Annotated in this window: 20 protein-coding genes; 15 read left to right on the top strand and 5 right to left on the bottom strand. The window is 72.9% G+C overall.

From position 1 onward, the window contains the following. Positions 1-185: 185 nt before the first annotated feature. Positions 186-710, top strand: a complete 525-nt coding sequence (locus LNK82_RS18040; protein ID WP_230568162.1) for an allene oxide cyclase barrel-like domain-containing protein — start codon at positions 186-188, stop codon at positions 708-710. On the opposite strand, the gene LNK82_RS18035 is transcribed toward LNK82_RS18040, so the two are convergent. Beyond that, positions 683-1,948, bottom strand: coding sequence for an RICIN domain-containing protein (locus LNK82_RS18035; RefSeq protein ID WP_230568161.1), 1,266 nt, complete (start codon positions 1,946-1,948; stop codon positions 683-685). The two genes, LNK82_RS18040 and LNK82_RS18035, sit on opposite strands and share 28 nt — an antisense overlap. 146 nt (positions 1,949-2,094) lie before the next feature. On the opposite strand from LNK82_RS18035, the gene LNK82_RS18030 reads away from it, so the two are divergent. From LNK82_RS18030 to LNK82_RS18000, 7 genes are all read left to right on the top strand, one after another. Beyond that, entirely contained in the window at positions 2,095-5,322 is a 3,228-nt protein-coding gene (locus tag LNK82_RS18030) for a glycoside hydrolase family 3 C-terminal domain-containing protein (RefSeq protein WP_230568160.1), read from the top strand. 343 nt (positions 5,323-5,665) lie between these two features. After that, positions 5,666-7,762: a cellulase family glycosylhydrolase gene (locus tag LNK82_RS18025; protein ID WP_230568159.1), complete on the top strand. Its 2,097-nt coding sequence runs from the start codon at positions 5,666-5,668 to the stop codon at positions 7,760-7,762. Positions 7,763-7,869: 107 nt separating this feature from the next. After that, positions 7,870-8,193, top strand: a complete 324-nt coding sequence (locus tag LNK82_RS18020) for a hypothetical protein (protein WP_230568158.1) — start codon at positions 7,870-7,872, stop codon at positions 8,191-8,193. A gap of 94 nt (positions 8,194-8,287) precedes the next feature. Further along, complete coding sequence (locus LNK82_RS18015; protein ID WP_230568157.1) at positions 8,288-9,514, top strand: cytochrome P450; 1,227 nt, start codon at positions 8,288-8,290, stop codon at positions 9,512-9,514. Between the two features lie 103 nt (positions 9,515-9,617). Then, the gene (locus LNK82_RS18010; protein ID WP_230568156.1) at positions 9,618-11,090 is read left to right on the top strand and encodes a DHA2 family efflux MFS transporter permease subunit; all 1,473 of its coding nucleotides are present in this window, start codon (positions 9,618-9,620) and stop codon (positions 11,088-11,090) included. Next, entirely contained in the window at positions 11,041-11,451 is a 411-nt protein-coding gene (locus LNK82_RS18005) for an Imm10 family immunity protein (RefSeq protein WP_230568155.1), read from the top strand. The genes LNK82_RS18010 and LNK82_RS18005 overlap by 50 nt, the downstream gene beginning before the upstream one ends. Before the next feature lie 131 nt (positions 11,452-11,582). Next, positions 11,583-12,149, top strand: coding sequence for a DinB family protein (locus LNK82_RS18000; protein WP_230568154.1), 567 nt, complete (start codon positions 11,583-11,585; stop codon positions 12,147-12,149). Positions 12,150-12,153: 4 nt separating this feature from the next. Here the strand turns inward: LNK82_RS18000 and LNK82_RS17995 are convergent, their stop codons facing one another. Continuing rightward, positions 12,154-14,535, bottom strand: a complete 2,382-nt coding sequence (locus LNK82_RS17995; RefSeq protein ID WP_230568153.1) for a glycoside hydrolase family 95 protein — start codon at positions 14,533-14,535, stop codon at positions 12,154-12,156. Positions 14,536-14,708: 173 nt separating this feature from the next. On the opposite strand from LNK82_RS17995, the gene LNK82_RS47745 reads away from it, so the two are divergent. The 5 genes from LNK82_RS47745 (at position 14,709) to LNK82_RS17970 (ending at position 19,733) form a co-directional block, all read left to right on the top strand. After that, positions 14,709-15,584, top strand: coding sequence for a WD40 repeat domain-containing protein (locus LNK82_RS47745; protein WP_230568152.1), 876 nt, complete (start codon positions 14,709-14,711; stop codon positions 15,582-15,584). A 172-nt stretch (positions 15,585-15,756) separates the two neighbouring features. Then, a complete protein-coding gene (locus LNK82_RS17985) occupies positions 15,757-16,260 on the top strand; it encodes a 2Fe-2S iron-sulfur cluster-binding protein (RefSeq protein WP_230568151.1) in 504 nt (167 codons plus the stop codon). Continuing rightward, the gene (locus LNK82_RS17980; protein ID WP_230568150.1) at positions 16,257-17,246 is read left to right on the top strand and encodes an FAD binding domain-containing protein; all 990 of its coding nucleotides are present in this window, start codon (positions 16,257-16,259) and stop codon (positions 17,244-17,246) included. Before LNK82_RS17985 ends, LNK82_RS17980 begins: the two co-directional genes overlap by 4 nt. Beyond that, positions 17,243-19,324 (top strand): xanthine dehydrogenase family protein molybdopterin-binding subunit, encoded by a 2,082-nt coding sequence (locus LNK82_RS17975; protein ID WP_230568149.1) that lies wholly within the window; start codon positions 17,243-17,245, stop codon positions 19,322-19,324. The genes LNK82_RS17980 and LNK82_RS17975 overlap by 4 nt, the downstream gene beginning before the upstream one ends. A gap of 97 nt (positions 19,325-19,421) precedes the next feature. Continuing rightward, on the top strand, positions 19,422-19,733 hold the full coding sequence (locus LNK82_RS17970; protein ID WP_230568148.1) for a hypothetical protein: 312 nt from the start codon (positions 19,422-19,424) through the stop codon (positions 19,731-19,733). A gap of 23 nt (positions 19,734-19,756) precedes the next feature. On the opposite strand, the gene LNK82_RS17965 is transcribed toward LNK82_RS17970, so the two are convergent. Then, positions 19,757-21,454, bottom strand: coding sequence for a cholesterol oxidase substrate-binding domain-containing protein (locus tag LNK82_RS17965; protein ID WP_230568147.1), 1,698 nt, complete (start codon positions 21,452-21,454; stop codon positions 19,757-19,759). Between the two features lie 155 nt (positions 21,455-21,609). Between LNK82_RS17965 and LNK82_RS17960 the strand changes: the two genes are divergently transcribed. Further along, the gene (locus LNK82_RS17960; protein WP_230568146.1) at positions 21,610-22,713 is read left to right on the top strand and encodes a serine hydrolase domain-containing protein; all 1,104 of its coding nucleotides are present in this window, start codon (positions 21,610-21,612) and stop codon (positions 22,711-22,713) included. Here LNK82_RS17960 and LNK82_RS17955 read toward each other — a convergent pair. Beyond that, a complete protein-coding gene (locus tag LNK82_RS17955; protein ID WP_230568145.1) occupies positions 22,700-23,899 on the bottom strand; it encodes a cytochrome P450 family protein in 1,200 nt (399 codons plus the stop codon). The two genes, LNK82_RS17960 and LNK82_RS17955, sit on opposite strands and share 14 nt — an antisense overlap. A gap of 120 nt (positions 23,900-24,019) precedes the next feature. On the opposite strand from LNK82_RS17955, the gene LNK82_RS17950 reads away from it, so the two are divergent. Further along, on the top strand, positions 24,020-24,643 hold the full coding sequence (locus LNK82_RS17950; RefSeq protein ID WP_230568144.1) for a hypothetical protein: 624 nt from the start codon (positions 24,020-24,022) through the stop codon (positions 24,641-24,643). Between the two features lie 13 nt (positions 24,644-24,656). On the opposite strand, the gene LNK82_RS17945 is transcribed toward LNK82_RS17950, so the two are convergent. Then, positions 24,657-25,292, bottom strand: coding sequence for an SMI1/KNR4 family protein (locus LNK82_RS17945; RefSeq protein ID WP_230568143.1), 636 nt, complete (start codon positions 25,290-25,292; stop codon positions 24,657-24,659). Positions 25,293-25,388 lie beyond the last annotated feature (96 nt).

The raw sequence follows: 25,388 nt of genomic DNA, 5'->3' as shown, positions 1-25,388 counted from the left end.
TGCCGAGAATGTTCACATTCATGACCCGCTTCACATTCGTGATCAAAACCCACGGTCGAGTGGGGCAATGTCACACGTAGGTGCCCATTTATCAACCGAACGTGGAGTTGACCTGACCACGGCCGCCCTTGCCGAACTACCTTCCGGCAGAACGGTGTGTCACCACGCAACCCGGAGGTGTCGTCGTGCAGGTCAACCCTTGGCTGGTCCTCGCGCTCGCAGGTGGCCTGCTCGCCACCGACCAGGTCCGCACCGGGGAAACGACCCGCGAGGCGACGTTGGAAGTGGTGACGAAACGGACGCTCATGTCGGCGCCGGCCGCGCCCACGGTCGGGCTCGGGTTCGTCACCGGCGGCGAACTGCGCCAAGCCGACGGCGTCACGCGGATCGGGGAGGGTTATTCGCACTGCGCCGCGATCGCGGTGTCGACGGCGGCACCGCCCGAGGTGACCGCGCACTGCACGTCCGTCTTCCGCCTGCCCGACGGCGAGCTGCACCTCTCCGGCCTGCGGAAGTACAAGTCGATCGCGGCGGGTTTCGAGGACACGTCCGTGGCCGTCACGGGCGGCACCGGCGTCTACGCCAACGCGCGCGGCGAGGGCAAGGTGACGCGGAGCGGTTCGCCGGACGTCGGCTACAAGTTCGTCTTCACCGCCGACGGCCCTGGTGCACGGTCGCCTGCTCAGGCCGGGTCGATGTCCCACAGCTGATCGGCCGACGAGGCGACCGGGCGTTGCACGACCGGTGCGCCCGCGTTGCCGGCAACGGACAGCGCCAGCCCGGAATGCGCGAACACCAGCCGGTAGCCCGCGGTCGGGTTGCCGCGCACGCGCACCGTCTGGTTGACGCCGCCGAGCCGCTGGAACTGGATCGCCTGCACGCCGGGCGCCAGGCTCGACTCGGGCAGGTCGATCGCCTTGCCGCTGTGGCTCGCGACCAGCTCCCACCCCTGCGGGTTGGCCTCGAACCGCCACCGCTGGTTCGGCGTCCCCGTGCGCGGCCAGCCGATGATCGGCGCCAGGTCGGCCGTCGAAGCGTCCGTCACGGCCAGTTCCAGCCCGGTGGCGCGGTTGCGCACGGTGTGGTGCGTGCCCATCACGAGACCGTGCTCCGCCGCCGGCAGCGGCACGACGAGGTCGCCGACCCACGCCGGACCGGCCACGTACCGACGGCTCAGCAAACCGTCGTAGAACCCGCCCACCGGTGGGCAGTCCACCGCCCCGTTAGGGCAGATGTCGACGTCGCGCACGGCGTAGGTCCGGAACACGGCCCGCTTGAACGCCGCGTCGGCCGCGTTCAGGTTGGCCGGCTCGTCGCGGATCGTGTAGTCGCGGTAGTAGACGACCTCGGGGTTCGGGGGCACGTCCAGCAACGCGGTCCGCACGAGCCGCGCGGTCGCGACGTGGTCGCGGTGGAAGGAGAAGTCCTCCAGCGGCCGACCGGCCGTGTGCTGACCGTGGAGGTCGGCGGTCGGGTCGGTGGTGCGGACGACGTCCGGCGCGAAGTCCGCGATCACCGCGCGCAGGTAGGCGATCAGCCGGGCACGCCCGGTGGTCTGGGCGGGCGCGTGGTCGAGCGGTCGGCCGGTCAGCGACTGGTCGCGCGCGTACAGCTGCCACAGCCGGTTCGGCGGCGCGGTGGCGTTGTCCGGCAAGCGGTTCTCCAGGATCGAGACGCGCGTGCCCAACGTCCAGAGCGTCGCCGAGAGGTTCGCGCACGAGTACGCGTACGACCTCCACGGCGTGCCGGTCATGCCCGCGGCGTGCGCATAGGCCTCCCGGACGCCGAGTTCCCGTTGCTCCATGTACGTCGGGTACGTGTGGTAGTCCGACGCCACGAGGAATACCGTGCGCACCACCGCCCCGTCACGGAGGTCGTTCACCAGATCGGGGCTCAAGAACAGCAAGTCGTCGTCGTGGTGCGCCACCACGTTCAACACCCTGACCATTGCCCACTTCCCTTCGCTCGTCCCACTGCAGGATGTCGTTCGAATGGCGGTCGGTGTTAGGAATCCCTTGCTCTACCGTGGTTGCGGGGCGCGTCGGCAGCAGCGGGCATGCGCCGACGCGGTTCGCATCGGCGCGAGGGGGCGTCATGCGGTGGAAGGAACGCCGGACCGCGGTTCGCGTCACGGCAGTGCTGATCCTGGTCATGGCGAGCACCGCGAGCACGGCTGCCGAGCGGCAGCCCGCGTGGCGTGACGCGGCCGTTCCGCTGGAGCAGCGGGTGACCATCCTGCTCTCGCAACTGACGCTGGACGAGCAGGCGCGGCTGCTCCTCGGGGTGACGACGCCCGCCGGTGAGCACGCGGTCGGTTACGTGCCCGGCGTGGCGCGGCTGGGGATCCCGCCGCTGCGGCTCACCGACGGCCCGGCCGGCGTCCGCGACGGCCTGCCCGCCACCGCGATGCCCGCGCCGGTGTCGCTGGCCGCCACGTTCGACCGCGCGGTGGCCGCGGAGGCGGGCGGGCTGGTCGGCCGCGAGGTCAAGGCGCGCGGCTACCAGGTGCTGTACTCGCCGATGGTCAACATCGTCCGGGTGCCGCAGGCCGGGCGGAACTTCGAGACCTACGGCGAGGACCCGCACCTGGCGGGGCAACTGGCCGCGAGCTACGTCGCCGGCGTGCAGGGGCAGCGGGTCGCCGCCCAGGTCAAGCACGTCGCGGCGAACAACCAGGAGGAGGGCAGGCTCTGGCTGTCGTCCAATGTGGACGACCGGACGCTGCGGGAGGTCTACCTGCCGGCGTTCGAGACGGCCGTGCGGCAGGGTGGAGCGTGGTCGGCGATGTGCGCCTACAACCGGGTCAACGGATCGTGGGCGTGCGAGAGCTTCCCACTGCTCAACGACGTGATGCGCGACCGCTGGGGCTTCGACGGCGCGGTCGGCTCGGACTACCCGGCCACGCACTCCGGGGTGACGTCGGCGTTGGCGGGGCTGGACCAGGAGTTCGGCGGCTCGACGCACTACGCGGGCCTCGCCGATGCCGTGCGCTCCGGCGCCTTGGCGCGCCCGGCGTTCGAGGACAACGTGCGGCGGGTGCTGCGGCTGATGATGCGCACCGGTCTGCTCGACGGCGACCCGCGCCCGGTGGTAGACCCTGCCGCGCACGCGGCGGTCGCGCGCAGGCAGGCCGCGGCGGGCATGGTGCTGCTGCGCAACGACCGCTCGCTGCTGCCGTTGACCGCCGCGGCCGGGACCGTCGCCGTGTCCGGGTGGTACGCGGGTTTCGCGCACACCGGCGGCAAGGGCAGCTCGCACGTGACGCCGTACCCGGAGCACACCGTGACACCGCTGGACGGTCTGCGCGCACGGGTGGGCGCGGGCCTGACGTACACGCCGGGGTCGCGCCCGTCGCCGTTCGCCGTGCCGCCGGAGTCGTTGTCGGGCCTGCGCGCCGACTACTACGCCAACCGCGACCTCGCCGGCACGCCGGTGGCGTCCACCGCGCCCGCATCGATCGACTTCGACTGGGCGGGCGGGTCGCCCGCGCCGACCGTGCCCGCCGACAACTGGTCGGCCCGCTTCACCGCGACCCTCGCCGTGCCCGCGACCGGCGCCTACGACCTCGCCGTCACCAGCGACGACGGCAGCAGGCTCTACCTCGACGGCGCCCTCGTCGTGGACAACTGGGGCGATCACGCCACGCGGACCAGGTCGACCAGGATCCCGCTGCGGGCGGGCGCCCGGCACCAGGTCCGGGTCGAGTACTACGAGGCGGCGGGTGACGCCGGGCTGCGCTTCGGCTGGTACACGCCGGCCGAAGCCGATCCGGAGCTGCGCCGGGCGGTCGAGGCGGCACGGGCCGCCGACGGCGCCGTGGTGGTGGTCGGCGACGACAGCACCGAGGGCGCCGACCGGCCGTCGATCGACCTGCCCGGCAACCAGGACGCGCTGGTCTCGGCGATCACGGCGGCCAACGCGAACACCGTGGTGGTGCTGGAGACCGGTGGGCCGGTGACCATGCCGTGGCTGCCGGCCGCGCACACCGTGCTGCAGGCCTGGTACCCCGGCGAGCAGGGCGGGCACGCGGTGGCGGACGTGCTGTTCGGCGCGGCGGAGCCCGGCGGGCGGCTGCCGGTGACGTTCCCGACCGGTCTCGACGCGACCCCGATCGCCTCACCCGCGCAGTACCCCGGTGAGGGTGGTGTCGTGCACTACGCGGAACGGCTCCGGGTCGGCTACCGGTGGTACGACGCCACCGGGACGACGCCGCTGTTCCCGTTCGGGCACGGCCTGTCCTACACGACGTTCCGCTACGCGAACCTGGCCGTGGCGCCGGCCGCGGGGCAGGGGGTCTCGGTGTCGTTCGACGTGACCAACACGGGTGGACGGGCGGGTTCGGCGGTGCCGCAGGTGTACGTGGGTTACCCGGACGCGGCCGGTGAGCCGCCGCGGCAGTTGCGCGGGTTCGCCAAGGTCGCGCCGGCCGCCGGCGCCACCACCAGGGTGTCGGTCGAGCTCGACCGGCGCGCCTTCGCGATCTGGGACGAGGCCGGGCGGTCGTTCCGGGTGCCGCCGGGAACGTTCGCGGTCACGGTGGGCGCGTCGTCCCGGGACCTGCGGCTCACCGGGACCGTGACCAGGCAGGCGGAGCGGATCCCCGAGGGCGCCACCGGCCAGGTGGTCAACGCGGGGTCGTGCCTCGACGTGGCCGACGCGAACGACGCACCCGGCACGCCCGTGCAGCTGTGGGCGTGCAACGGCACGGCCGCGCAGCGGTGGACCGTGACGCCGGAGGGCGCGGTGAAGGCGATGGGTCGGTGCCTGGCGCCCGCCGGTGACGCCGTCGTGCTGGCCGACTGCGCCGGTCAGCGCTGGGCGGTGGCGGACGGTGGTCCGCTCGAGTCCGGTGGCCGGTGCCTCGACTCGTCCACCGGCGCGCTGCGGCTCGCGCCGTGCACGGGCGGCGCGGCGCAGACCTGGCAGCCGCCGCGGCCGGCCGACCGGGTGACCGGCATCGCCGGCCAGTGCGTCGACGTGGACGGCGGCAGCACGGTGAGCGGGACGGTGGTCTGGCTGTTCCGGTGCAACGGCACGGGCGCGCAGGACTGGAAGCTCGACGCGGACGGGTCGGTGCGCGCGTTGGGCAAGTGCCTCGACGTGGCCAACGGGGTGCCGCACGCCGGCACGCCGGTGCAGCTGTGGGACTGCAACGGCACGGGGGCGCAGCGGTGGCGCGCGACTCCGGGCGGCGCGCTGGTGAACGCGCTGTCCGACCGGTGCCTGGACGCGCGCGACGGGATGTCGGCCGACTTCACCCGGGTGCAGATCTGGGACTGCAACGGCACCGCCGCGCAAACGTGGGTCCTGCCCCGGCGCTGAGGCCGGGTCGCGCGGGTCCGATGTCGAATTCATTCGACGGATTCGTCGAACGGCGGACGATGCCGCGTCGAATGTTTTCGACTTCCGGCGGCGATTTCGAATTGGTCGGGGATGCCGCCGGAGTCGATTCCCGTCGAAACCCTTGCGTCACCCATCCGTTACCGTCAACATCATGGCGAGGCAGCGCCGGAACACGCCGCCGCGCCCGGTACCACGGTCGTGGCGGTGCGGGTGCGCCGGGCGGTGACCGGCGCACCTGGATTCCCACTGCGGCCGGCTCCACCGCCCGCGCGCGTTTCGGTTCCCACCCCTCCCGCTGCCGCAGGCGATTACGAGGAGCGTCATGGCCGATATGCGAGGCAAGCTGAGAAAAATCCGTTGGCGGGTCGGCCTGCTGGCCACCGGAATGGCCTCGTTGCTCGCGAGCGTGGGTGTTGTCGCGGTGACCGACGCCCAGGCGGCGGCGGGCTGCCGGGTCGTGTACTCGGTGCCGAGCCAGTGGCAGGGCGGCTTCAACGGCAACGTCGACATCACCAACCTGGGCGACCCGATCAGCGGCGGGTGGCGGCTCACGTGGGCGTTCCCGTCCGGCCAGACGGTCACCCAGGCGTGGAACGCCACCGTCACGTCGTCGGGCAGCCAGGTCACCGCGACCAACGTCGGCTACAACGCCAACATCCCGACCGGCGGCTCGGTGGCGTTCGGCTTCAACGGCACGTGGACGGGCTCGAACACGGCGCCGTCGTCGTTCGCGCTCAACGGCGTGACCTGCACCGGTAGCACGACCACGACCACCAGCACGACGACGACCACCACCACCACCACCACCACGACGACCCCGCCGGTGGGCGACGCCATGGCGCGGGTCGCGGAGATGCAGCCGGGCTGGAACCTGGGCAACTCGCTCGACGCCACCGGCGCCGACGAGACGTCGTGGGGCAACCCGCGCATCACCGAGGCGCTGCTGGACAACGTCCGGGCGCAGGGCTTCAAGAGCATCCGCATCCCGGTGACGTGGAGCGCGCACCAGGGTGGCGCGCCGGGTTACACGATCGAGGCGGCCTACTTGGCACGCGTCAAGGAGGTCGTGAACTGGGCGTTGGCGGACGGCTTCTACGTCATGATCAACATCCACCACGACTCGTGGCAGTGGATCAACGCCATGCCGACGGACCGCACGAACGTGCTGGCCCGCTACAACGCGGCGTGGACGCAGATCGCGACCGCGTTCCGGGACACCTCGCCCAAGCTGATGCTGGAGAGCGTCAACGAGCCGCAGTTCGCCAACAGCTCGGGTGACGCGCAGAACGCGCAACTGCTGGACGAGCTCAACAAGTCGTTCCACCGGATCGTGCGCGGCTCGGGCGGCACCAACGCCACCCGCCTGCTCGTCCTGCCGACCCTGCACACGTCGTCGGAGCAGGCGCGGGTGGACGAGCTGGTGGCCACGTTCAACTCCCTCAACGACCCGAACCTGATCGCCACGTTCCACTTCTACGGCTACTGGCCGTTCAGCGTGAACGTCGCGGGTGGCACGAAGTTCGACGCCACCGTGCAGAAGGACCTCACCGACTCGTTCGACCGCGTGGCCAACGCGTTCGTGGCGCGCGGCATCCCGGTCATCCTGGGCGAGTACGGCCTGCTGGGCTTCGACCGGCACACGGGCACCATCCAGCAGGGCGAGAAGCTGAAGTTCTTCGAGTTCCTCGGCCACTACGCCCGCACGAAGAAGATCACCACCATGCTCTGGGACAACGGCCAGCACCTCGGCCGCACGTCGTTCCAGTGGAGCGACCCGGAGCTGGCCGCGCAGATCAAGTCGAGCTGGACGACCAGGTCCGGCACGGCGTCGTCGGACCAGGTGTTCAGCGCCAAGGCCTCGGCGGTCACGGACAAGACGCTGACGCTCAACCTGAACGGCACGTCGTTCGTCGGGCTGCGCCACGGCACCACCGACCTGGTGCGCGGCACGGACTACACCGTCAGCGGCGACCAGCTGACCATCAAGGCGGCGTTGATCACCCGGTTGAGCGGGTCGCGGGCGTACGGCACGAACGCGACGCTGTCGGCCCGGTTCTCGGCGGGCGTGCCGTGGCGGATCAACCTGGTCACCTACGACGCGCCGGTGCTGTCGAACTCGACCGGGACGACGAGCGCATTCGCCGTCCCGACCCAGTTCCGCGGCGACCAGCTGGCCACGATGGAGGCCAAGTACGCCGACGGCAGCAACGCCGGCCCGCACAACTGGACCTCGTACAAGGAGTTCGACGTCACGTTCGCCCCCAACTACACGGCGAACACCACGACGTTGAAGCCGGAGTTCTTCGCCGAGGTCACGGACGGCTCGCGGGTCACGCTGACGTTCCACTACTGGAGCGGCGCCAAGGCGACGTACTACGTCACCAAGTCCGGCACGTCGGTCACGGGCACGACCGCCTGACCGGTCGCGCGGCACGCGCCGGCGGCCCGGAGCACCTCTCGCTCCGGGCCGCCGGTTCGCGTAGTCGTACTCATGCGCGGCGCCCGGCGGTCGGCGAGACTGGCCGCGTGATCGACGTCGAGCAGCGCAGACGACCCGGTGTGGCGTTCGCGGGTTTCCTGGTGCCGTTCGCGCTCCAGGTCGCGGTGGTGGCCGCCTACCGGTCGCGGTACTTCGCGGACGCGGGCTGGCTCGGTGGCGAGTACGCGTACGCGTTCATCGGGGTCGCGATCGGCTCGATCGTGCTGGGGTGCGCGGCCAAGTTCTTCCGGCCGCCGTGGAACTCGGTGGGCACCGGCCTGGTGCTCGGCGGCGTCCTCGGCTTCGTGGTCGTCGTGGTGGTGTTCGCGGTGATCCTCATCGCCCTCTCACGGTGGGGCATGTCCCCCTAGGTTCCCGGTGTCAGAGCCGTGTCAGGACCGTGTCAGCGCCATGTCCGGCCCCTCGGTGATCGTGGTCGCGACAGCCACCACGAGAGGAAGTCCGATGAGTCGAGAGGTTCCCGTCCCGCACGGCCTGCCGATGGAGCGCGATGCGGGCCCCTTCGACCCGCCCAGGCGGATCACCGCGCTGCGCGAGGCCCGCCCGGTCAGCCCGATGGTGTTCCCCGACGGTCACGAGGGCTGGCTCGTCACCGGCTACGACGAGGTCCGCCGGCTCATGGCCGACACCCGCTTCAGCTCGCGCCAGGACCTCGGCGTCATGCACGTGCCGTACGAGACCCCCGGCATCCCGGCGGCCACCGAACCGTCGCCGCAGCTGCCGGGCCTGTTCATCAGCATGGACCCGCCGGACCACACCCGGCTGCGGCGGATGCTCACCGGCGCCTTCACCGTCAAGCGGATGAAGCAGCTCGAAGAGCACATCGCCGACATCGTCGAGCGGCAGCTGGACGAGCTGGCGAGCCTCGCGCCGCCGGTCGACCTGGTCACGGCGTTCGCGCTGCCGGTGCCGTCGCTGGTGATCTGCGAGCTGCTCGGCGTGCCCTACGAGGACCGGGACACCTTCCAGGTCAACTCGGCCAAGTTCCTCGAGAAGGACGTGGTGCTCGAGGAGAAGATGGCCGCGTTCGGCGCGATGAACGCGTTCCTGGCCGAGCTGGTCACGCGCAAGCGCGCCGAGCCCGACGAGGACCTGCTGTCCGACCTGGCCCGCAACGACGACCTGGCCATCGAGGAGCTGACCGGCATCGCGTTCCTGCTGCTGCTCGCGGGCCACGAGACCACCGCCAACATGCTCTCGCTCGGCACCTTCGCCCTGTTGGAGAACCCCGGGCAGCTGGCGGCCCTGCGCGACGACCCGGAGCTGCTGCCCGGCGCCGTCGAGGAGCTCATGCGCTACCTGTCCGTCGCCGACATCTTCTACCGCTACGCGACGGAGGACGTCGAGCTCGGCGGTGAGACGATCACCAAGGGCTCGACCGTCGTCGTCTCGCTGCTGGCCGCCAACCACGACCCCCGGCGCTTCGACGACCCCGGCACCCTGGACGTCCGCCGCCAGGCGCGCGGCCACCTGTCGTTCGGCCACGGCATCCACCAGTGCCTCGGCCAGCAGCTGGCCCGCATCGAGCTGCGCGCCGGTTTCGGCGGCCTGCTGCGCCGGTTCCCGACGCTCGCGCTCGCCATCCCCGCCGACGAGGTGAAGCTCAAGACCGACATGAACATCTACGGCGTGCACGAGCTGCCGGTGACCTGGACGGGGACGACCCGGTAGGGCGGACGGCCGCGCGCGAGGACCGCACCGGCGAAGAAGACTTCCGGGCGGCCGGGCGGCATGCTCGGTGCCGGAGCACCGCGCCGTCCGACAGGAGCTGCCCGTGGCGGAGGACCGGGCCGTGCGGTCGGCACAGCGGTGGGTGCTGGCGCTGGCCTCCGTCGGCTCCTTCATGGTGGTGCTCGACCTGCTGGTCGTCACCACCGCGCTCACCGCGATCCGGCGTGACCTGGACGCGTCCATGGCGGACCTGGAGTGGACCGTCAACGCGTACACGCTGAGCTTCGCCGTCCTGCTGATGACCGGCGCGGCGCTCGGCGACCGGTTCGGCCGCCGACGGTTGTTCGCGGGCGGTCTCGGGTTGTTCTCGCTGGCCTCGGTCGCCTGCGCGCTGGCGCCGTCGGCCGGCGCGCTGATCACCGCGCGCACCGCCCAGGGCGTCGGCGCGGCCATCGTCATGCCGCTCGCGCTCGGCCTGCTCAACGCCACCTTCCCGCCGCAGCGCCGCGGGTGGGCGCTCGGCGTCTACGGCGGCGTCACGGGTTTGGCCGCGCTGCTCGGCCCGGTGATCGGCGGCGTGCTCACCCGGGGCCTGGACTGGGAGTGGATCTTCTGGCTCAACGTGCCGCTCGGCCTCGTGGCCATCCCCCTGGTGCTGACCCGCGTGAAGGAGAGCTTCGGTGCGCGCGTCGCGATCGACCTGCCCGGCCTGCTGCTGTTCAGCGTCGCCGCGGTGGGCCTGGTCTGGGGCCTGGTCCGGGCGCAGGCCGCGGGCTGGGGCAGCGCCGAGGTGGTCGGCGCGATCGTCGGCGGCGCGGTCGTCGCCGTGCTCTTCGTGCTGCGGCAGACCCGTGCCGCCGCGCCGATGCTGCCCGTGCGCCTGTTCCGGTCGCGCGCGTTCGCCGCGGGCAACGTCGTCATCTTCCTCCTCAACGGCTCGCTGACCGGCGCGATCTTCTTCCTCGCCCAGCACCTCCAGGTCGGGCTCGGCCACGATCCGCTGGAGGCGGGGTTGCGCCTGCTCCCGTGGGGCCTGGGGCCGTTCCTGGTCGCGCCGCGCGCCGGGGCCCTCGCCGATCGGCTCGGCGAACGCCCGCTCGTCCTGGCCGGTCTGGTGTCGCAGTCGCTCGGCTTGGCGTGGCTGGCCCTCGTGTCGACCGGCGATTCCCCGTACCTGTCGCTGGTGGGCCCCATGACGCTGGTCGGCACCGGCTACGCCCTGGCCGTCCCGGCGGTGACCAAGGCCGTCATCGGCGCCGGCGCGTCCGGCGACATCGGCAAGGCGTCCGGCGCGTTCAGCACGATGAGGCAACTCGGTGCGGCGTTCGGCGTCGCCATCCTGGCCGCCGTCTTCAGCGCTTCGGGCACGTACGCCTCGGCGGCCTCGTTCACCGACGGCTTCCGGGCGGCCATCGCCGTCGCCGCGGCGCTGACCCTGCTGGGCGTGGTGTTCGGTGCGATGCTCCCGAAGACCGTCCGCACGCCCGCCGAAGCGACCACCGGCGGCGCGCTGGTAGAACGTCGCCATGAGCTACCGGTTCGTCGCCCGCGCGGTCGGTGTGGAGATCGACCCTGACGGCTACTTCATCGAGGCCGGTGTCGCGGAGGGCGGGGACGGCAGCGGCTTCGTCCTCCTCTTCATGTGCGACGGCGAGGAGCCCGACGAGCAGGACGTGTCGCTCGGGCTCGACACCCACTGCCTGGTCACCGCCGACCAGGGCACCGCCTACGGCTGCGTGCGGGAGGCGGTGCTGACCGACGACGTGCTCCGGGTGTCGCTCGACCCCTCGGCGCTCGACGCGCTGGGGCTGGAGGACGCCGAGATCGAGGCGGTCCTCGAAGCACCGGCCGAGGACATCGCCCGGTTCCGCGAGGTGCTCGCCCGTGTCCTGGTGTACGGCCGTGAAGACGCACGGCCGGCGCGCGTCGACGTCTGACGCACCCGGGCTTGCGCATCGGGTGAGGCGTCGGGCACCACGAGCGTGAGCGGTCCCATGCGCGGCCGTCGGGCACGGGATCGGCGTTATCCGGTTGCGCCGGGCGGGCCGGGGCGTCGACCATCGCCCCCATGACGGACGACGGCGCGGTCCTGCCCGAGCGGACGTTCGGGTGGTCCGACATGTGGGCCCGCCCGGAGGACGATCCGCGCGAGGGGGGCGGACCGTACTCCGGCGAGCGCCAGACCCTCGTGCGGCACCTGCGCGACCAGCGGTTGACGGTGGAGCTCAAGTGCGCCGGGCTGGACGCGGAGGGCATGGCGCGACGCTCGGCGCCGCCGTCGGACATGTCGCTGCTCGGGCTCGTGCGACACCTGGCGGAGGTCGAGCAGTACTGGTTCCGGCGGGTGATGGCCGGTGAGGACGTCACACCGCACTACACCTCCGCGACCGTCGCGTTCGGCGAGGCGACGGCCGATCCCGAGGTGGTCGAGGACGCCTGGGCGACCTGGCGGGCCGAGGTCTCCTTCGCCGAGCGGTTCGTGGCCGAAGCCCTGGACCTGGACGTCCTGGGCGACAACGACAAGACCCCGATCCCGCTGCGCGACGTCCTGGTGCACATGATCGAGGAGTACGCCCGGCACAACGGCCACGCCGACCTCCTCCGCGAGCGGATCGACGGCCGGGTCGGCCAGTAGGACGTCACCGGGCGGTGGCCACGTAGCGGTGTCCGGCGCGTGCGGTGAAAGTGACGGACTCGCCGTCCACGCGTGACGGCACCTCCCGGCCGGTTCCCGCGTCGACCAGCCGGTAGCCGGCGCCGAACAGGGTGCTGCGCGCCGTGACGGATCCGTCCCGGCCGGTGGTCAGCGCGATCTCCCGGGCCACGCCGTCGGACCAGCGCACGTCGACCGTGACGTCACCGCGTGCCCGCAGGCCCGCGTACGAACCGTCACGCCACTCCCCCGGCACGGCCGGTAGGACGTGCACGACGCCATCCTGGCTCTGCAGCAGCATTTCCGCCACACCGGACGTCGCGCCGAAGTTGCCGTCGATCTGGAACGGCGGGTGGGTGTCCCAGAGGTTCGCGGTGGTGCTGCCGACCAGCTGCTCGGCCAGCATCGCGTGCGCGTGGTCGCCGTCGAGGAGCCGCGCCCAGAAGTTGATCTTCCAGGCCTTGCTCCACCCGGTGCCGCCGTCGCCGCGCGCGGTCAACGAGGTCCGGGCGGCGGCGGCGAGTTCCGGGGTCGCGAGCGGGCTGATCCCGTTGCCGGGGAACAGCGCGAACAGGTGCGACACGTGCCGGTGCGTGCTGGAGGGGTCGTCCCAGTCCTCCTTCCACTCCTGCAACTGGCCCCACGAGCCGATCCGCGTGCCGGGGTCGAGGCGGTCGAGCGCCTTGCGCACCTCGGCCCCGAACGCGGTGTCACCCACGTCGTCGGCGGCGGAGACGACGTTGGCGAACAGCTGCCGGACGATCTGCTGCGACATCGCCGCGCCCGCCGAGAAGTCGCCGTGCTCGGGCGAGTAGCTGGGCGTGACGACGAGCCTGCCGTCACGCGGGTCGACCTCCAGCCCGTCGAGCCAGAACTCGGCGAGCCCCTTCAGCACGGGGTACGCCCGCTCGCGCAGGAACCGGCGGTCACCGGTGAACAGGTAGTGCTCGTAGTAGTGCTGCGCCAGCCACGCGCCCGCTTCGGGGAACCAGAAGGCGGTCGCCCAGTCGTGCACGCCCGTGAAGCCGAACGGGTTGGTCTCGTTGTTGACGACCCAGCCCCGGCCGCCGTGCAGCTGCCGGGCCGTGACCGCGCCCGGTTCGCGCAGCTCGTCCACGAAGTCGAACAGCGGCCCGGTGGTCTCGGCGAGGTTCGTCGTCTCGGCGGGCCAGTAGTTCATCTGCAGGTTGATGTTCACGTGGTAGTCGGCGCTCCACGGCGGCGTCACCGAGTTGTTCCACACGCCTTGCAGGTTCGCGGGCAGGGAACCGGGCCGTGACGAGGAGATCAGCAGGTAGCGGCCGTACTGGAAGTAGAGGGCTTCCAGCGCGCGCCGGGCCGGCGCGGGCGCGGTGGCGTACCCGCGCAGGAGCTCGTCGGTCGGGACGTCGACCGGCTGCTGACCGAGGTCGAGGCGCACCCGGTCGAACAGCGCGCGGTAGTCGCGCAGGTGGGCGTCGAGGAGCCGGCGCCAGCCCTTCGCCGACGCGGCGTCGACGGTCCGCCGGACGCGGTCGTGCGGGTCCGGGCCCCGGTAGGTCGGGTAGTCCTCGGCGTAGTCGGTGCCCGCGGCGAACACCAGCACCACGCTGTCGGCGCCGGCCACGGTGAGCGAGCCGTCGGCGTTGTCGGTGCGCGTGCCGCCGCGGTTGAGCAGCTGCAGCTGCGATTCGAAGCGCAGGCCGTTGTCGTGCAGGGCGCCGGTGAAGGTGGCGCGACCGCCGTGCGCCGTGCTGCGCTTCGAGCGGTTGTCCGGCGCGGTGATCGAGGCGGTGAACCCGATCCGGCCGGGCCGGTCGGCGGAGAGCCGGGCGACGATCACGCCGTCGGCCGCGGTGGCGAAGTACTCCCGGGTGTGCCGCACGCCGTCCGCCTCGTACGACACCGAGGCGACCGCGCGGGACAGGTCGAGGTCACGCCGGTAGTCCCCGACCTCGGCGGGCGGGTCGGTGAGCGCCAGGGTGAGCTCGCCGAACGGCTGGTACGCGCCGAAGCCGCGCCGCGGTTGGCCCAACGCCGCCGCGACGGTCTCCGGCGCGACCCGGTGATCACGCTCGATCAGCTCACGGACGCCGCCGAGCGCGTCCGGTCGCGGACCGGTCCAGTTGCCGAAGTCGTAGCCCTGCGCGGAGCCGGGGCCGCCGGTCCACAACGTCTTCTCGTTGAGCTGGATCCGCTCGGTCGCCACGGTGCCGAACACACCGCCGCCGAGTGCGCCGCTGCCGATGGGCAACGACTCGCGCTCCCAGTCGGCGGCGGGCTCGTCGTACCAGAGCGTGAGCGCCCGTTGGTCCACCCCGGCCACCGCCTCATCCGTCTCGGGGACGGCGACGCCGAACGCCAGCCCCACCGCAACGACCGCTGCCACACTGCTGCGTGCCCGTTCCATACGTCCTCCACGACCGACGGCGGCACCCGCGGGCGGCGGTCGCGGTTGGAGGCGACGATAACAAGACATCCGAGCTGTCGGAACCCTCCGGTGGAACGAGCCTGACATACCGTAGTGCGGCGGCACCGATTACTACGCCCAGTGACGTCGAGGTGAATCGCACCGACAAGACATCGGATGGCTCTCCGGCCGGTTATGACGCGTTCCTGTCCTACAGCCAAGCCGCGGACGGCCGCCTCGCGCCCACGATCCAGCGCGGCCTGCACCGGGTGGCCACGAGGTTGCGGCGGATCGGGGTGGGTGCGCTCGCCCTGCTGCTGGCCGTGGCCGTGGTGCTGGGCGGGGTGGCGACGTGGCTGCGGCAGCAGACGGTGGAGCAGCGCGACCAGGCGTTGTCGCGGGAGCTCGCGGCCCGCAGCGAGGCGATCGGTGACAGCGACCCCGAGCTGGCCCGGCTCCTCAGCCTGGCCGCGACGCGCGTCAGCCCCGCCGCCGAGGCCCACGCGTCCATGCTCATCGCCGCCGCACGCCCCGGTGTCGGCACGATCGCCACCGGCGACGCCCCGGTGGACTCGCTCGCCTTCAGCCCGGACGGCTCGCTGCCGGCCACCACCGGCCCGCGAGGACAGGTCCGGCTGTGGGACCTCGCGTCCCGGCGGTCGACCGGCGAGCTCGACGCCGACGCGCAGCGGGCGGTGGCCTTCAGCCCCGCCGGCAGGACCCTCGTCACGGCGGGCGACGACGGCGCGGTCCGGCTGTGGGACGCGGCGACGCGCGGCCGGGTCGGCGAGCTGGCCGCGCACACCGGGCCCGTGTACGCGGCGGCGTTCAGCCCGGACGGCGGGTTGCCGGCGACCGGCAGCTCGGACGGGTCGGTGCGGTTGTGGGACGTGGCCACGCGCAAGCAGGTCAGCGACCCGCACCTGCGGCACCACGGGCCGGTCAGGTCGGTCGCCTTCGACCCCGACGGGACGACGCTGGCCAGTGGCGGCGAGGACCACGCGGTCCGACTGTGGGAGGTCGGCTAGGCACGGGACGTCGAGGCGTCGCTGTGCGCCTCGGTGCACCGCTCGCTCACCCCGGAGGAGTGGGCGCGCCACGTGCCCGACCTGCCCCACCGGGGGCTGTGCCGCTAACCGGTGGATTGACCGGCGGGCACGCGGGAAGCCCAGGGGGACGCCGAATCGGAGGAGCCGGGCCGTGGACGGTGAGATCGGGCTGCGCGTGGACGGGCGGCGCAGGCGGTTGCGCGTGGACACCAGGACGACGTTGCTGGACGCGTTGCGCGACGGCATCGGGGCGAACGCGCCCAAGAAGGGCTGCGACCACGGCCAGTGCGGCGCCTGCACCGTGCTGCTGGACGGCCGCCGCGCGATCACCTGCCTGACGTTCGCGGTGGCGCATGACGGGGCGGAGATCACCACGGCCGAAGGGCTCGCGGACGGCGAGCGGCTGCACCCGGTGCAGGAGGCGTTCCTCGAGCGGGACGCGCTCCAGTGCGGCTTCTGCACGCCGGGGCAGGTGTGCTCGGCGGTCGGGGTGCTGGACGAGGTGGCGGCCGGCCACCCGAGCGCGGTCACCGGCGACCTGACCGGGCCGGTGGAGCTGACCGACGACGAGATCCGCGAGCGGATGAGCGGGAACCTCTGCCGGTGCGGCGCGTACGTGAACATCGTGGACGCGGTGCGGGACGGTGCGCGGTGATGCCGTTCGACTACCGACGCGCGCCCGACGCGGAGGGCGCGGTCGCCGCCGCGACCGGGTGGGCCGAGGTCGCGTTCCTCGCCGGCGGGACCAACCTGGTCGACCACATGAAGCTCGGCCTCGCCGCGCCCGAGATCCTGGTCGACATCAGCCGGCTGCCGCTGGACACCGTGGACGAGCTGCCGGACGGCGGGCTGCGGATCGGCGCGACCGTGCGCAACGCCGACCTGGCCGCGCACCCGGTGGTCCGGCGGGACTACCCGCTGCTGGCGCGGGCGCTGCTGTCGGGCGCGTCCGGGCAGATCCGGAACCTGGCCACGACCGGCGGGAACCTGCTCCAGCGGACCCGGTGCGTGTACTTCCAGGACCTGACCACGCCGTGCAACAAGCGCGAGCCCGGCACGGGGTGCTCGGCGATCGGCGGGTACACCCGGCACCACGCCATCCTGGGCGCGTCCGCGCACTGCGTGGCCACGCACCCGTCGGACATGGCGGTGGCGATGGCGGCGCTCGACGCGCAGGTGGCCGTGCTCGGCACCGCGGGACGGCGGGTGGTCCCGCTGGTCGAGCTGCACCGGTTGCCCGGCGACGAGCCGCACCGCGACACCGTGCTGGCGCCGTCGGACCTGATCACGTCGGTCGACCTGCCGCCGCTGCCGCCGGGCACGCGGTCGCTGTACCGGAAGGTGCGCGACCGGGCGTCGTTCGCGTTCGCGCTGGTGTCCGTCGCGGCCGTGCTGCGGGTCGAGGACGGCGTGGTGCGCGACGTGCGCATCGGGCTCGGCGGTGTCGCGCACAAGCCGTGGCGGGCCCGGCGGGCGGAGGACCTGGTGCTCGGCTCGCCGGCCGACGAGGAGGTGTTCCGGCGGGCGGTCGACGCGGAGCTCGCGGGCGCCGCCCCGTTGGCGGGCAACGGTTTCAAGGTGCCGCTGACCCGCAACCTGGTGGTGTCCGCGCTGCGCGAGCTGAGCCGGGAGGGACGATGACGGACCTGCTGCGCACCCGCGTGCTCGGCCGGTCGCCGCGGCGGGTGGACGGTCCGGCCAAGGTCACCGGCGTCGCGCGGTACGCGGGCGACCAGCACGTGGTGGACCCCGCGTACGCGCACCTGGTGCAGGCCGAGGCCGCCCGCGGTGTGCTGACCGACGTGGACGTCCGCGCGGCGCTGGCCGTGGACGGCGTGCTGGCCGTGCTGACGCCGGACAACGCGCCGCGCCTGGCGTCCACAGAGGACGCCGAGCTGGCCGCGTTCCAGTCGCACGACGTGGCGTTCCGCGGTCAGGTCGTCGCGGCGGTGATCGCGCGGACCCGGGAGATCGCGCGGGAGGCGGCGGCGCTCGTCCGCGTCCGGATCGACGAGCAGCCGCACGACGTGCGGCTCAGCGCCGACCGCGACGACCTGTACGCGCCGGAGAAGGTGAACACCGGCGCGGAGACCGACACCGCGCGGGGCGACGTCGCGACGGCCCTCGCCCACTCGCCGTTCACGCTCGACCAGACCTACACCACCGCCTGGTACAACAACAACCCGATGGAGCCGCACACCACCACGGCCCTGTGGCTGGACGGCGACCTGGCGCTGTACGAGTCCACGCAGGGCGTGCACACCACGCGTGCGGCGATGGCGGAGGTCTTCGGGCTCGCACCCGAGCGGGTGCACGTGATCGCGCCGCACGTCGGCGGCGGCTTCGGGTCCAAGGGCACGCCGCACGTGCACTCGGTCATCGCCGCCATGGCCGCGCGGGAGCTGCCCGGCACGCCCGTCAAGCTCGCGCTCACCCGGCCGCAGATGTTCTCCCTCGCCGGCTACCGGACGCCCACGGTCCAGCGGGTCCGGCTGGGTTGCGACGCGGACGGGCGGCTGGCCGCCGTCGCGGTCGACGCCGTCTCCCAGACCTCCCGGATCAAGGAGTTCGCCGAGCAGACCGCCGTGCCCAGCCGCATGATGTACGCCGCGCCGAACCGCGCCACGACCCACCGGCTCGCCGCGCTGGACGTCCCGGTGCCGTCGTGGATGCGCGCCCCCGGCGAGTGCCCCGGCATGTTCGGGCCCGAGGTGGCGGTGGACGAACTGGCGAACGCCTGCGGCGTCGACCCGGTGGAGTTCCGCGTGCGCAACGAGCCCGACGTGGAACCGGAGTCTGGCAAGCCGTTCTCCAGCCGCAACCTGGTCGCCTGCCTGCGCGAGGGCGCCCGCCGGTTCGGCTGGCGGCACCGCGACCCGACGCCGCGCGCCCGTGCGGAGTCGGGGTGGTTGATCGGCACGGGGGTCGCGGCGTCGACCTACCCGGTCAACCGGACGCCGGGGTCGGCCGCCACGATCCGCTGCACGGGCCCGCGGCGCTACCTGGTCCGGATCGGCGCGGCCGACCTCGGCACCGGCACGTGGACGTCGCTCGCGCAGATCGCGGCCGACGCGCTCGGCGTGGACTTCGCCGACGTGGAGCTGCGGATCGGCGACACGGCCTCGCCCAAGGCGTCGGTGGCGGGCGGCTCGTCCGGCATCACGTCCTGGGGCTCGACCGTGGTCGCGGCGGCCGAGGCGTTCCGCGAGCAGTTCGGCGACGACCCGGCCGAAGGCGACGAGGCCGGCGCGGAGATGCCCGAGGACGACGCGGGCGACCGGTACGCGATGCACGCGTTCGGCGCGCAGTTCGCCGAGGTGCGGGTGCACGTCGACACCGGCGAGGTGCGCGTGCCCAGGCTGCTCGGCGTGTTCGCGGTCGGCCGCGTGGTCAACCCGCGCCTGGCCCGGTCGCAGCTCGTCGGCGGCATGACCATGGGCCTGTCCATGGCGCTGCACGAGCACAGCGTGCCGGACCCGCGGTTCGGGCACGTGGTCAACCACGACCTCGCCGAGTACCACATCGCCACCAACGCCGACGTGCCGCGGGTGGAGGCCCACTGGGTCGACGAGCACGACCCGCACACCAACCCCATGGGCACCAAGGGCGTCGGCGAGATCGGCATCGTCGGCACCGCCGCCGCCATCGCGAACGCGGCGCACCACGCGACCGGCGTCCGCGTCCGCGACCTGCCGTTGACGCTCGACCACTTCCTCTGACGCCTCCGAACGGTGACGAGTTGGTCCGTTCGGGTCTCGCCGGCCACGCCGCGTAGTGCCTACCGTGCGAACTTCCCTTCACTCGGAGGCTCACCGGATGGCAGCGAAGCACGTCGTCGGAACGATCATGAAGCACGACCACCGCAAGGTCGCCGTCCTCGAGTCCGGTCTGACCCTGGACGGCGCGGACGCCGTGAGGATCGCCCGGATCGACTCGACCAGGCCCAAGCCGGCCGACCGCGCCAAGGCCGTCGAGGTGGAGACCTCGATCGGCGTCTACTGGGTCCGGCTCGACCACGTGAGAGTCGTCAAGGCCGCGGACGTGGTCCACACCTGGACCTTCACCGGGAAGCTCAACCGCGAGCAGCTGAACCTCGTGCGCAAGGAACTGGACAAGGTCTCCAAGTAAGGGGGCCCAGGAAGTAAGGAGGTTCAGGGCAGCAGCACGTCCAGGAACGGGTTGCTGAACACCCGGTGCGGGTCGTGGGCGTGGAGGGTGGCCAGGGCCGCGTCCCAACTCGGGTCCGGGCCCTGCCGGTAGCTGTCCGGCACGGTGGACGTCAGCACGGTGTGGTCGGCCCAGGCCGCCTCGTCCGTGTAGGCCCAGCCCTTGGACCACTCGGCGCGGGTCGTCGCGTACGCGCCCGTGTAGTTGGTGAAGAAGAACTGCTCCAGCTCGCGGTAGAACGCCGCCGCGCCGGGCGCGGTCGGGAACGTCAGCACGTCGAACCACACCGCGACGTCCCACTCGGGGTGGTCCGCGCGTGGCCGCACGGCCGACAGCGCCGGCTTGCGCGCGCCGGGCACGCCCACGTGCGCCGGGTCGTCCAGGCCGCCCACGCGGATCTCCACCTGCCCGGTGACCGGGAACAGCCCCCGTGCCTTGTAGGAGTGCAGGAGTTCTTCGTAGAACGCGGCGAAGTCGCTGACCACGCGCTGGACCTCGGCCCGGCTGGTCAGGACCGCGTACCCGTTCGCGGTCTCGCGCAGGGTGGTCGGCTTGACGTAGAGCAGCAGGTTCTTCGACGCGCCCCACAGGTCCGAGGTGAGCGTGGCGGTCAGCCCGGTGGCCGCGGTCGTGTACTGCAACTGGCCGAACGTCGGCGTGAGCGCCCACGCGCCGGTGATGAGCAGGTCGGCGAGGTCGGAGACGGGCTTGGGCACGTTGTCGGAGAACACGTAGTTGTACGGCGTGACGACGTGGCGCGAGGTCGGCGGCTTGGTCGGCGCGACGCTCCACGTCTTGAGCCACGGGCGGTCGGTGAAGGCGAACCAGATCGCCTCCACCCGGCCGGCCTGGTCGAGGAAGCTCGCGAACGTGCGGGTCGCACCGCTGCCCGGCGGCGCGAACAGCTCGCCGGTGGGGATGTCGACCCGGCTGACGCAGCGCAGGTTCTGGTTCGCGCCCACGCGGAGGGTGACCTCGGTCAGGAACGCGCGGCCCACGTGGGTCAGCAGCGCGGCGCACTCGGGCTCGTCGCGCTGGAACGTGCGCAACCGGTACTCGCCGCCGTCCCACACGACGGCCGTCAGCGACATGATCATGTTGCTGAGCGAGCCGTAGGTGTGGCCCGGCGGCAGGGTCTCGCCGACGGCCGGGACGGACGTGCCGTGGCCGTTGATCGCGAGCACGCCGCCGACGGTCAGGTCGCCCGGCGCGGGCGTGTTGGTCACGCCGAGGCCCGCGTCCTCCAGGAACGCCAGCAGGTCGTCCATCGACGCGCCGGTCTGCACGCGCACCGCGTTCGGCAGCGCGGTCATGGCCTTGAGGTGCCGGGTCGTGTCGACCAGCACGACGCGGTCCGCGCCGGTGGTGCCCGCGGTGACGGTGAGCGGCGCCCACCCGTGCCGGAAACCCCGTGCCCGCAGGGTGAAACCCTGGCCGTGCGCCCAGTTCGCGAGCAGCGCCACCTCGGCCGGGGTGCGCGGCGCGCACGTCCACAGGTCGTCGGTGCGGATCTCGCCCGCCCAGTTCTGGTACGCCTGCCGGTACAGGTCGATCCCCGCCGGGAACGCGGGCGGCGGGTCGCCCGCGACCTCGCCCGCGGACAGGACGCCGACCGGCAACCACGCGACGGCCGCGGCTCCGAGGAAGCGGCGGCGGGACAGGGCATCGCCCAAGTGGCTCATGGACCGACCCTAAGTGCGCTGCTGACGCCTTGCGCGTCGCGGCGGGGAGGTTGGGCCGAACAGGGCAGCGGGACCGTCTCGGTTGGGGTGGATCATCGCGCGGGAGAGCAACAAAGCGGTCGCCGGGCGCGGGCGGGTGGCGCTACGTTCCGGCGGTGGCGGAGATCCATGGCACGTGCGACGACCGGTTCGGCAGGGTGCGCGACACCTTCGCGGCGTCGCTGGACGAGGACGACGTCGGCGCGTCGGTCGCGGTGTACGTGGACGGCGAGCCGGTGGTCGACCTGTGGGGCGGTCACGTCGACGCGGCGCGCACCACGCCGTGGGAACGCGACACGATCGTCAACGTCTGGTCCACCACCAAGACGATGGTGGCGCTGTGCGCGTTGATGCTCGCCGACCGGGGCGTGATCGACCTGGACGCGCCGGTCGCCGAGTACTGGCCGGAGTTCGCCGCGGCGGGCAAGGGCGGCGTGCGCGTGCGGCACGTGCTCGGCTACACCGCCGGCCTGCCGACGTGGACCGAGCCGATCACCGTGCCCGACCTGTTCGACTGGGAGGACGCGACGGCACGGCTGGCCGCGCAGCCCGCCCGGTGGGCGCCGGGCGCGGTCGGCTGCTACCACCCGTTGACGCAGGGGTTCCTGATCGGCGAGGTGATCCGCCGGGTCACCGGCCGGGGCCTCGGCGCGTTCTTCGCCGAGGAGGTGGCCGGACCCCTCGGCGCCGACTTCCACATCGGCCTGCCCGCCGAGCACGACCACCGCGTCGCACCGGTGATCCCGCCACCGGGCACGTCCGACTTCGCGGCGCCGGGACTGGACGGCGAGGAGCCCAACCCGGTCATCGTGGCGCAGGACGCCAACACCACCGCGTGGCGCCGTGCCGAGATCCCGTCCGCGGGCGGGCACGGCAACGCGCGCTCGGTCGGCCTGGTGCAGTCGGTGCTGGCGTGCGGCGGCGCGGTCGGCGGCGTGCGGCTGCTGTCGGAGGCCGGGTGCCGCCGGGTGCTGGAGGAGCAGTTCCGGGGCGTGGACCACTACCTGGACGTACCGATCCGGTACGGCCTCGGCTACCGGGTCGAGGGGCGGACGTGTTCCTGGGGCGGGTGGGGCGGTTCCGTCGTGGTGGTCGACCTGGACACCCGGCTGACCGTGGCGTACGCGATGAACCAGATGCTCCAGCAGGGCACGATGGGCGACAACCGCGGCCTCGGCATCGTGCTGGCCGCCTACGGCGGGCTCGCTACCTCAGCCTGACCGGCAGGGTCGCGTGGCCGTTGGAGATGAACGAGTGGACGGGCTCCAGCTCGTCGGCGGGCACGGCGAGCGCGAGGTCCGGGAAGCGGCCGAACAACGCCGGCAACGCCACCTCGGCCTCGATGCGGGCCAACGGCGCACCCAGGCAGTGGTGGACGCCGTGGCCGAACGACAGGTGCGTCTTGTCCGCCCGCGTGAGGTCGAACCGCCCGGCCGTGTCGCCGTGGACCTCCGGGTCGCGCCCGGCGGCGGCGTAGCCCGCGAGGATCGCCTCGCCCTGCCGGATCGTCACGCCGGCCAGCTCGATGTCCTCGACGGCGTAGCGCAGCGGCAGGTTCGCCACCGGGGCCTGCCACCGCAGCGTCTCCTCGATCACGTCGCCCCAGGCGCGTTCGCCGGAGAGGACCAGGCGGAGCTGGTCGGGGTGGGTGAGCAGCGCGGTGATGGCCTGGTCGAGGAGGTTGACGGTGGTCTCGTGGCCGGCGGCGATCATCAGGATGAGGGTGTCGACGAGTTCCTCCTCGGTCAGCCCGGCGTCGCCCTCGTCGCGGGCGGCGATCAGGCCGCTGGTCAGGTCGTCGCCCGGCGCCGCCCGCTTGGCGGCGACCACGTCGTCCAGGATCTCGTAGAGCCGGACCTGGTTGGCCATCGCCTCCTCGGGCGTCGTCGTGGTGGCGAACAGGCTGTCCACGATCAGGCGCAGCTCGGGGCGGGCGTCGTCGGGCACGCCCATCAGCCGGCAGATGACCTCGATCGGCAGCGGGTAGGCGAACCCGGCGCGCACGTCGACCACGTCCGGTCCGGCGGCGAGCCGGTCGATCAGGTCGGCCGCGATCCGCTCTACCTGCGGGCGCAGCGCCTCGGTCCGACGGGCCGTGAACCCCTTGGAGATCAGCAGCCGCAGCCTGCGGTGCTCCGCGCCGTAGGCGGTGAACATGTTGTGCGCCGTGACCCAGAGGTACAGCGGCCAGTCCTGCGGAATGCCCGCGAGGGCGGGCCAGTGGCGGCGGGCGTCCTTGGAAACGCGCGGATCGGCGAGCAGGCCGCGCAGCAGGCCGAGGTCGCCGACCGACCACGCCTGCACCCCGCCCGGGAGCGCGACCCGGGTCGCCGGTCCGCGGGAGCGCAACTCCGCCGCCTCGCCCTGGATGTCACGGCCGGCCGGGTCGAGCACGTAGGTCTCCATGCACTCATCGCTACCGCATGATCACTACCCGTACAAGGCGCTGTGCGGGTTGTGCAGCGGATGTGTCCCGCCGGGCAACGGGTTTCACGCGTTCGCCGCACGTGCCCCTAGGTTCGGCGCATGGCACTGGTGTGGCTTCCCCTGGACGACCGGACGGTCGACGGGGTCGTGGCGTTGGCGGGCTCGTCGTGGGCGCGGGCGGGGTTGGACGACGCGTGGGTGGCGGCGGGGTGGCCGTTGCCCGAGGGGCGGTCGGTGGCCGACGAGGTCTACGGCGCGGCCGAGTACCGGTTCGACCTGGACGACCACCGCCGGGTCAGCGTGGCGATGCGGTTCGACCCGGACGAGGTGATCGGCTTCTTCCACGCGTTCGCCACCTACCTCGACGAGCACGACCCCGACGACCAGGACGTGCGCGACCTCGTGTCCGCGTGCGGCGCGCCGTGGTCGGCCGACGCGCTCGCGACGCGCGCCGAGTTCGACGCGCGGCACGCCGAGGCCGTGGCGCGGCTGACCGACCGCCTCGGCGAGCCGCACGTCGTCGGCGCGCACGACGACGAGTGGCACCACGCGGTCTGGCGAATGGGCGACTGCCTGGTGGTCCTCGCCCAGGGCGAGAACTTCGACATGTACGGCATGGCCGACGACGCGTGCCTGTGGCTGGTGCGGCACGAGCCCGACCAGCCGGTGCCGACGGGCGACGCCCTGTACGCGTTCCTGTGCGGCGACACCGCGCCCGCCTGACGTCGGTGGCTCGTCAGGCGCGGAACGGTTGCCAGGTCAGGCGGCCTTCCTCGACGTGCGCGAGCTGGGCGGACGCGCGGAAGTGCCGGGCGCGCGCCCGTTCCGCGTAGGCCTCACGCGCTTTTGTGCCGCGGGTCACCGCGTTCGCGATGTCGGAGAGCAAATCGGCGACATCGGTCCACCACGGGCCGGTCTGGCAGCCGTCATCGGCGCTCCAGTGCTGCACGCAGCCGTGCCACCGGCCGGGGCGCAGGTCGACGAACAGGTGGTCGCCCGTGCCGTCGGCCGCGATCGGGACGAACACGTCGAGGAACGCCCCGGCGCGGTCTCCCGCCTCGTCGGACCCCGAGGCCCGGTGCGACGTGGCGGTGCCCGGCGTCACGAGGAGTCGGCGGGTTTCCAGCGCGCCGCGCGCGGAGTGCGGTTCGTAGAACGGCGGGAACAACGCGCCGTCGCCGTCGGGCAGCCCCGTGCCGCCGCAGAGCCGCCACCACGTGACGAGGTCGTCCGGCAGCGGGACGGGGACGTCCTCGACCAGTGCCTGGAGGTCCACCTCGGAGGCCGTGGCCAACGCTGTCGCGGTGACCGGTGCGCGGGTGCGCAACCAGGTGGTGATGCGCTGCCACGATTCCCCGACCGCTTCCGGCATGGTCGACATCCTGCCGCACACGGCGGTGGGGGGGGGGGGGGGGGGGGGCGGGCGCCCGCGCGCGGCGGGGGGGGGGCGGGGGGGGGGGGCGGGGGG

Source organism: Saccharothrix luteola (assembly GCF_020859565.1).
In the GTDB taxonomy this organism is placed as follows: Bacteria; Actinomycetota; Actinomycetes; order Mycobacteriales; family Pseudonocardiaceae; genus Actinosynnema; species Actinosynnema luteola.
The sequence above is the reverse complement of the archived record's forward strand: the minus strand, read 5'-3'. Positions and strand labels throughout refer to the sequence as shown.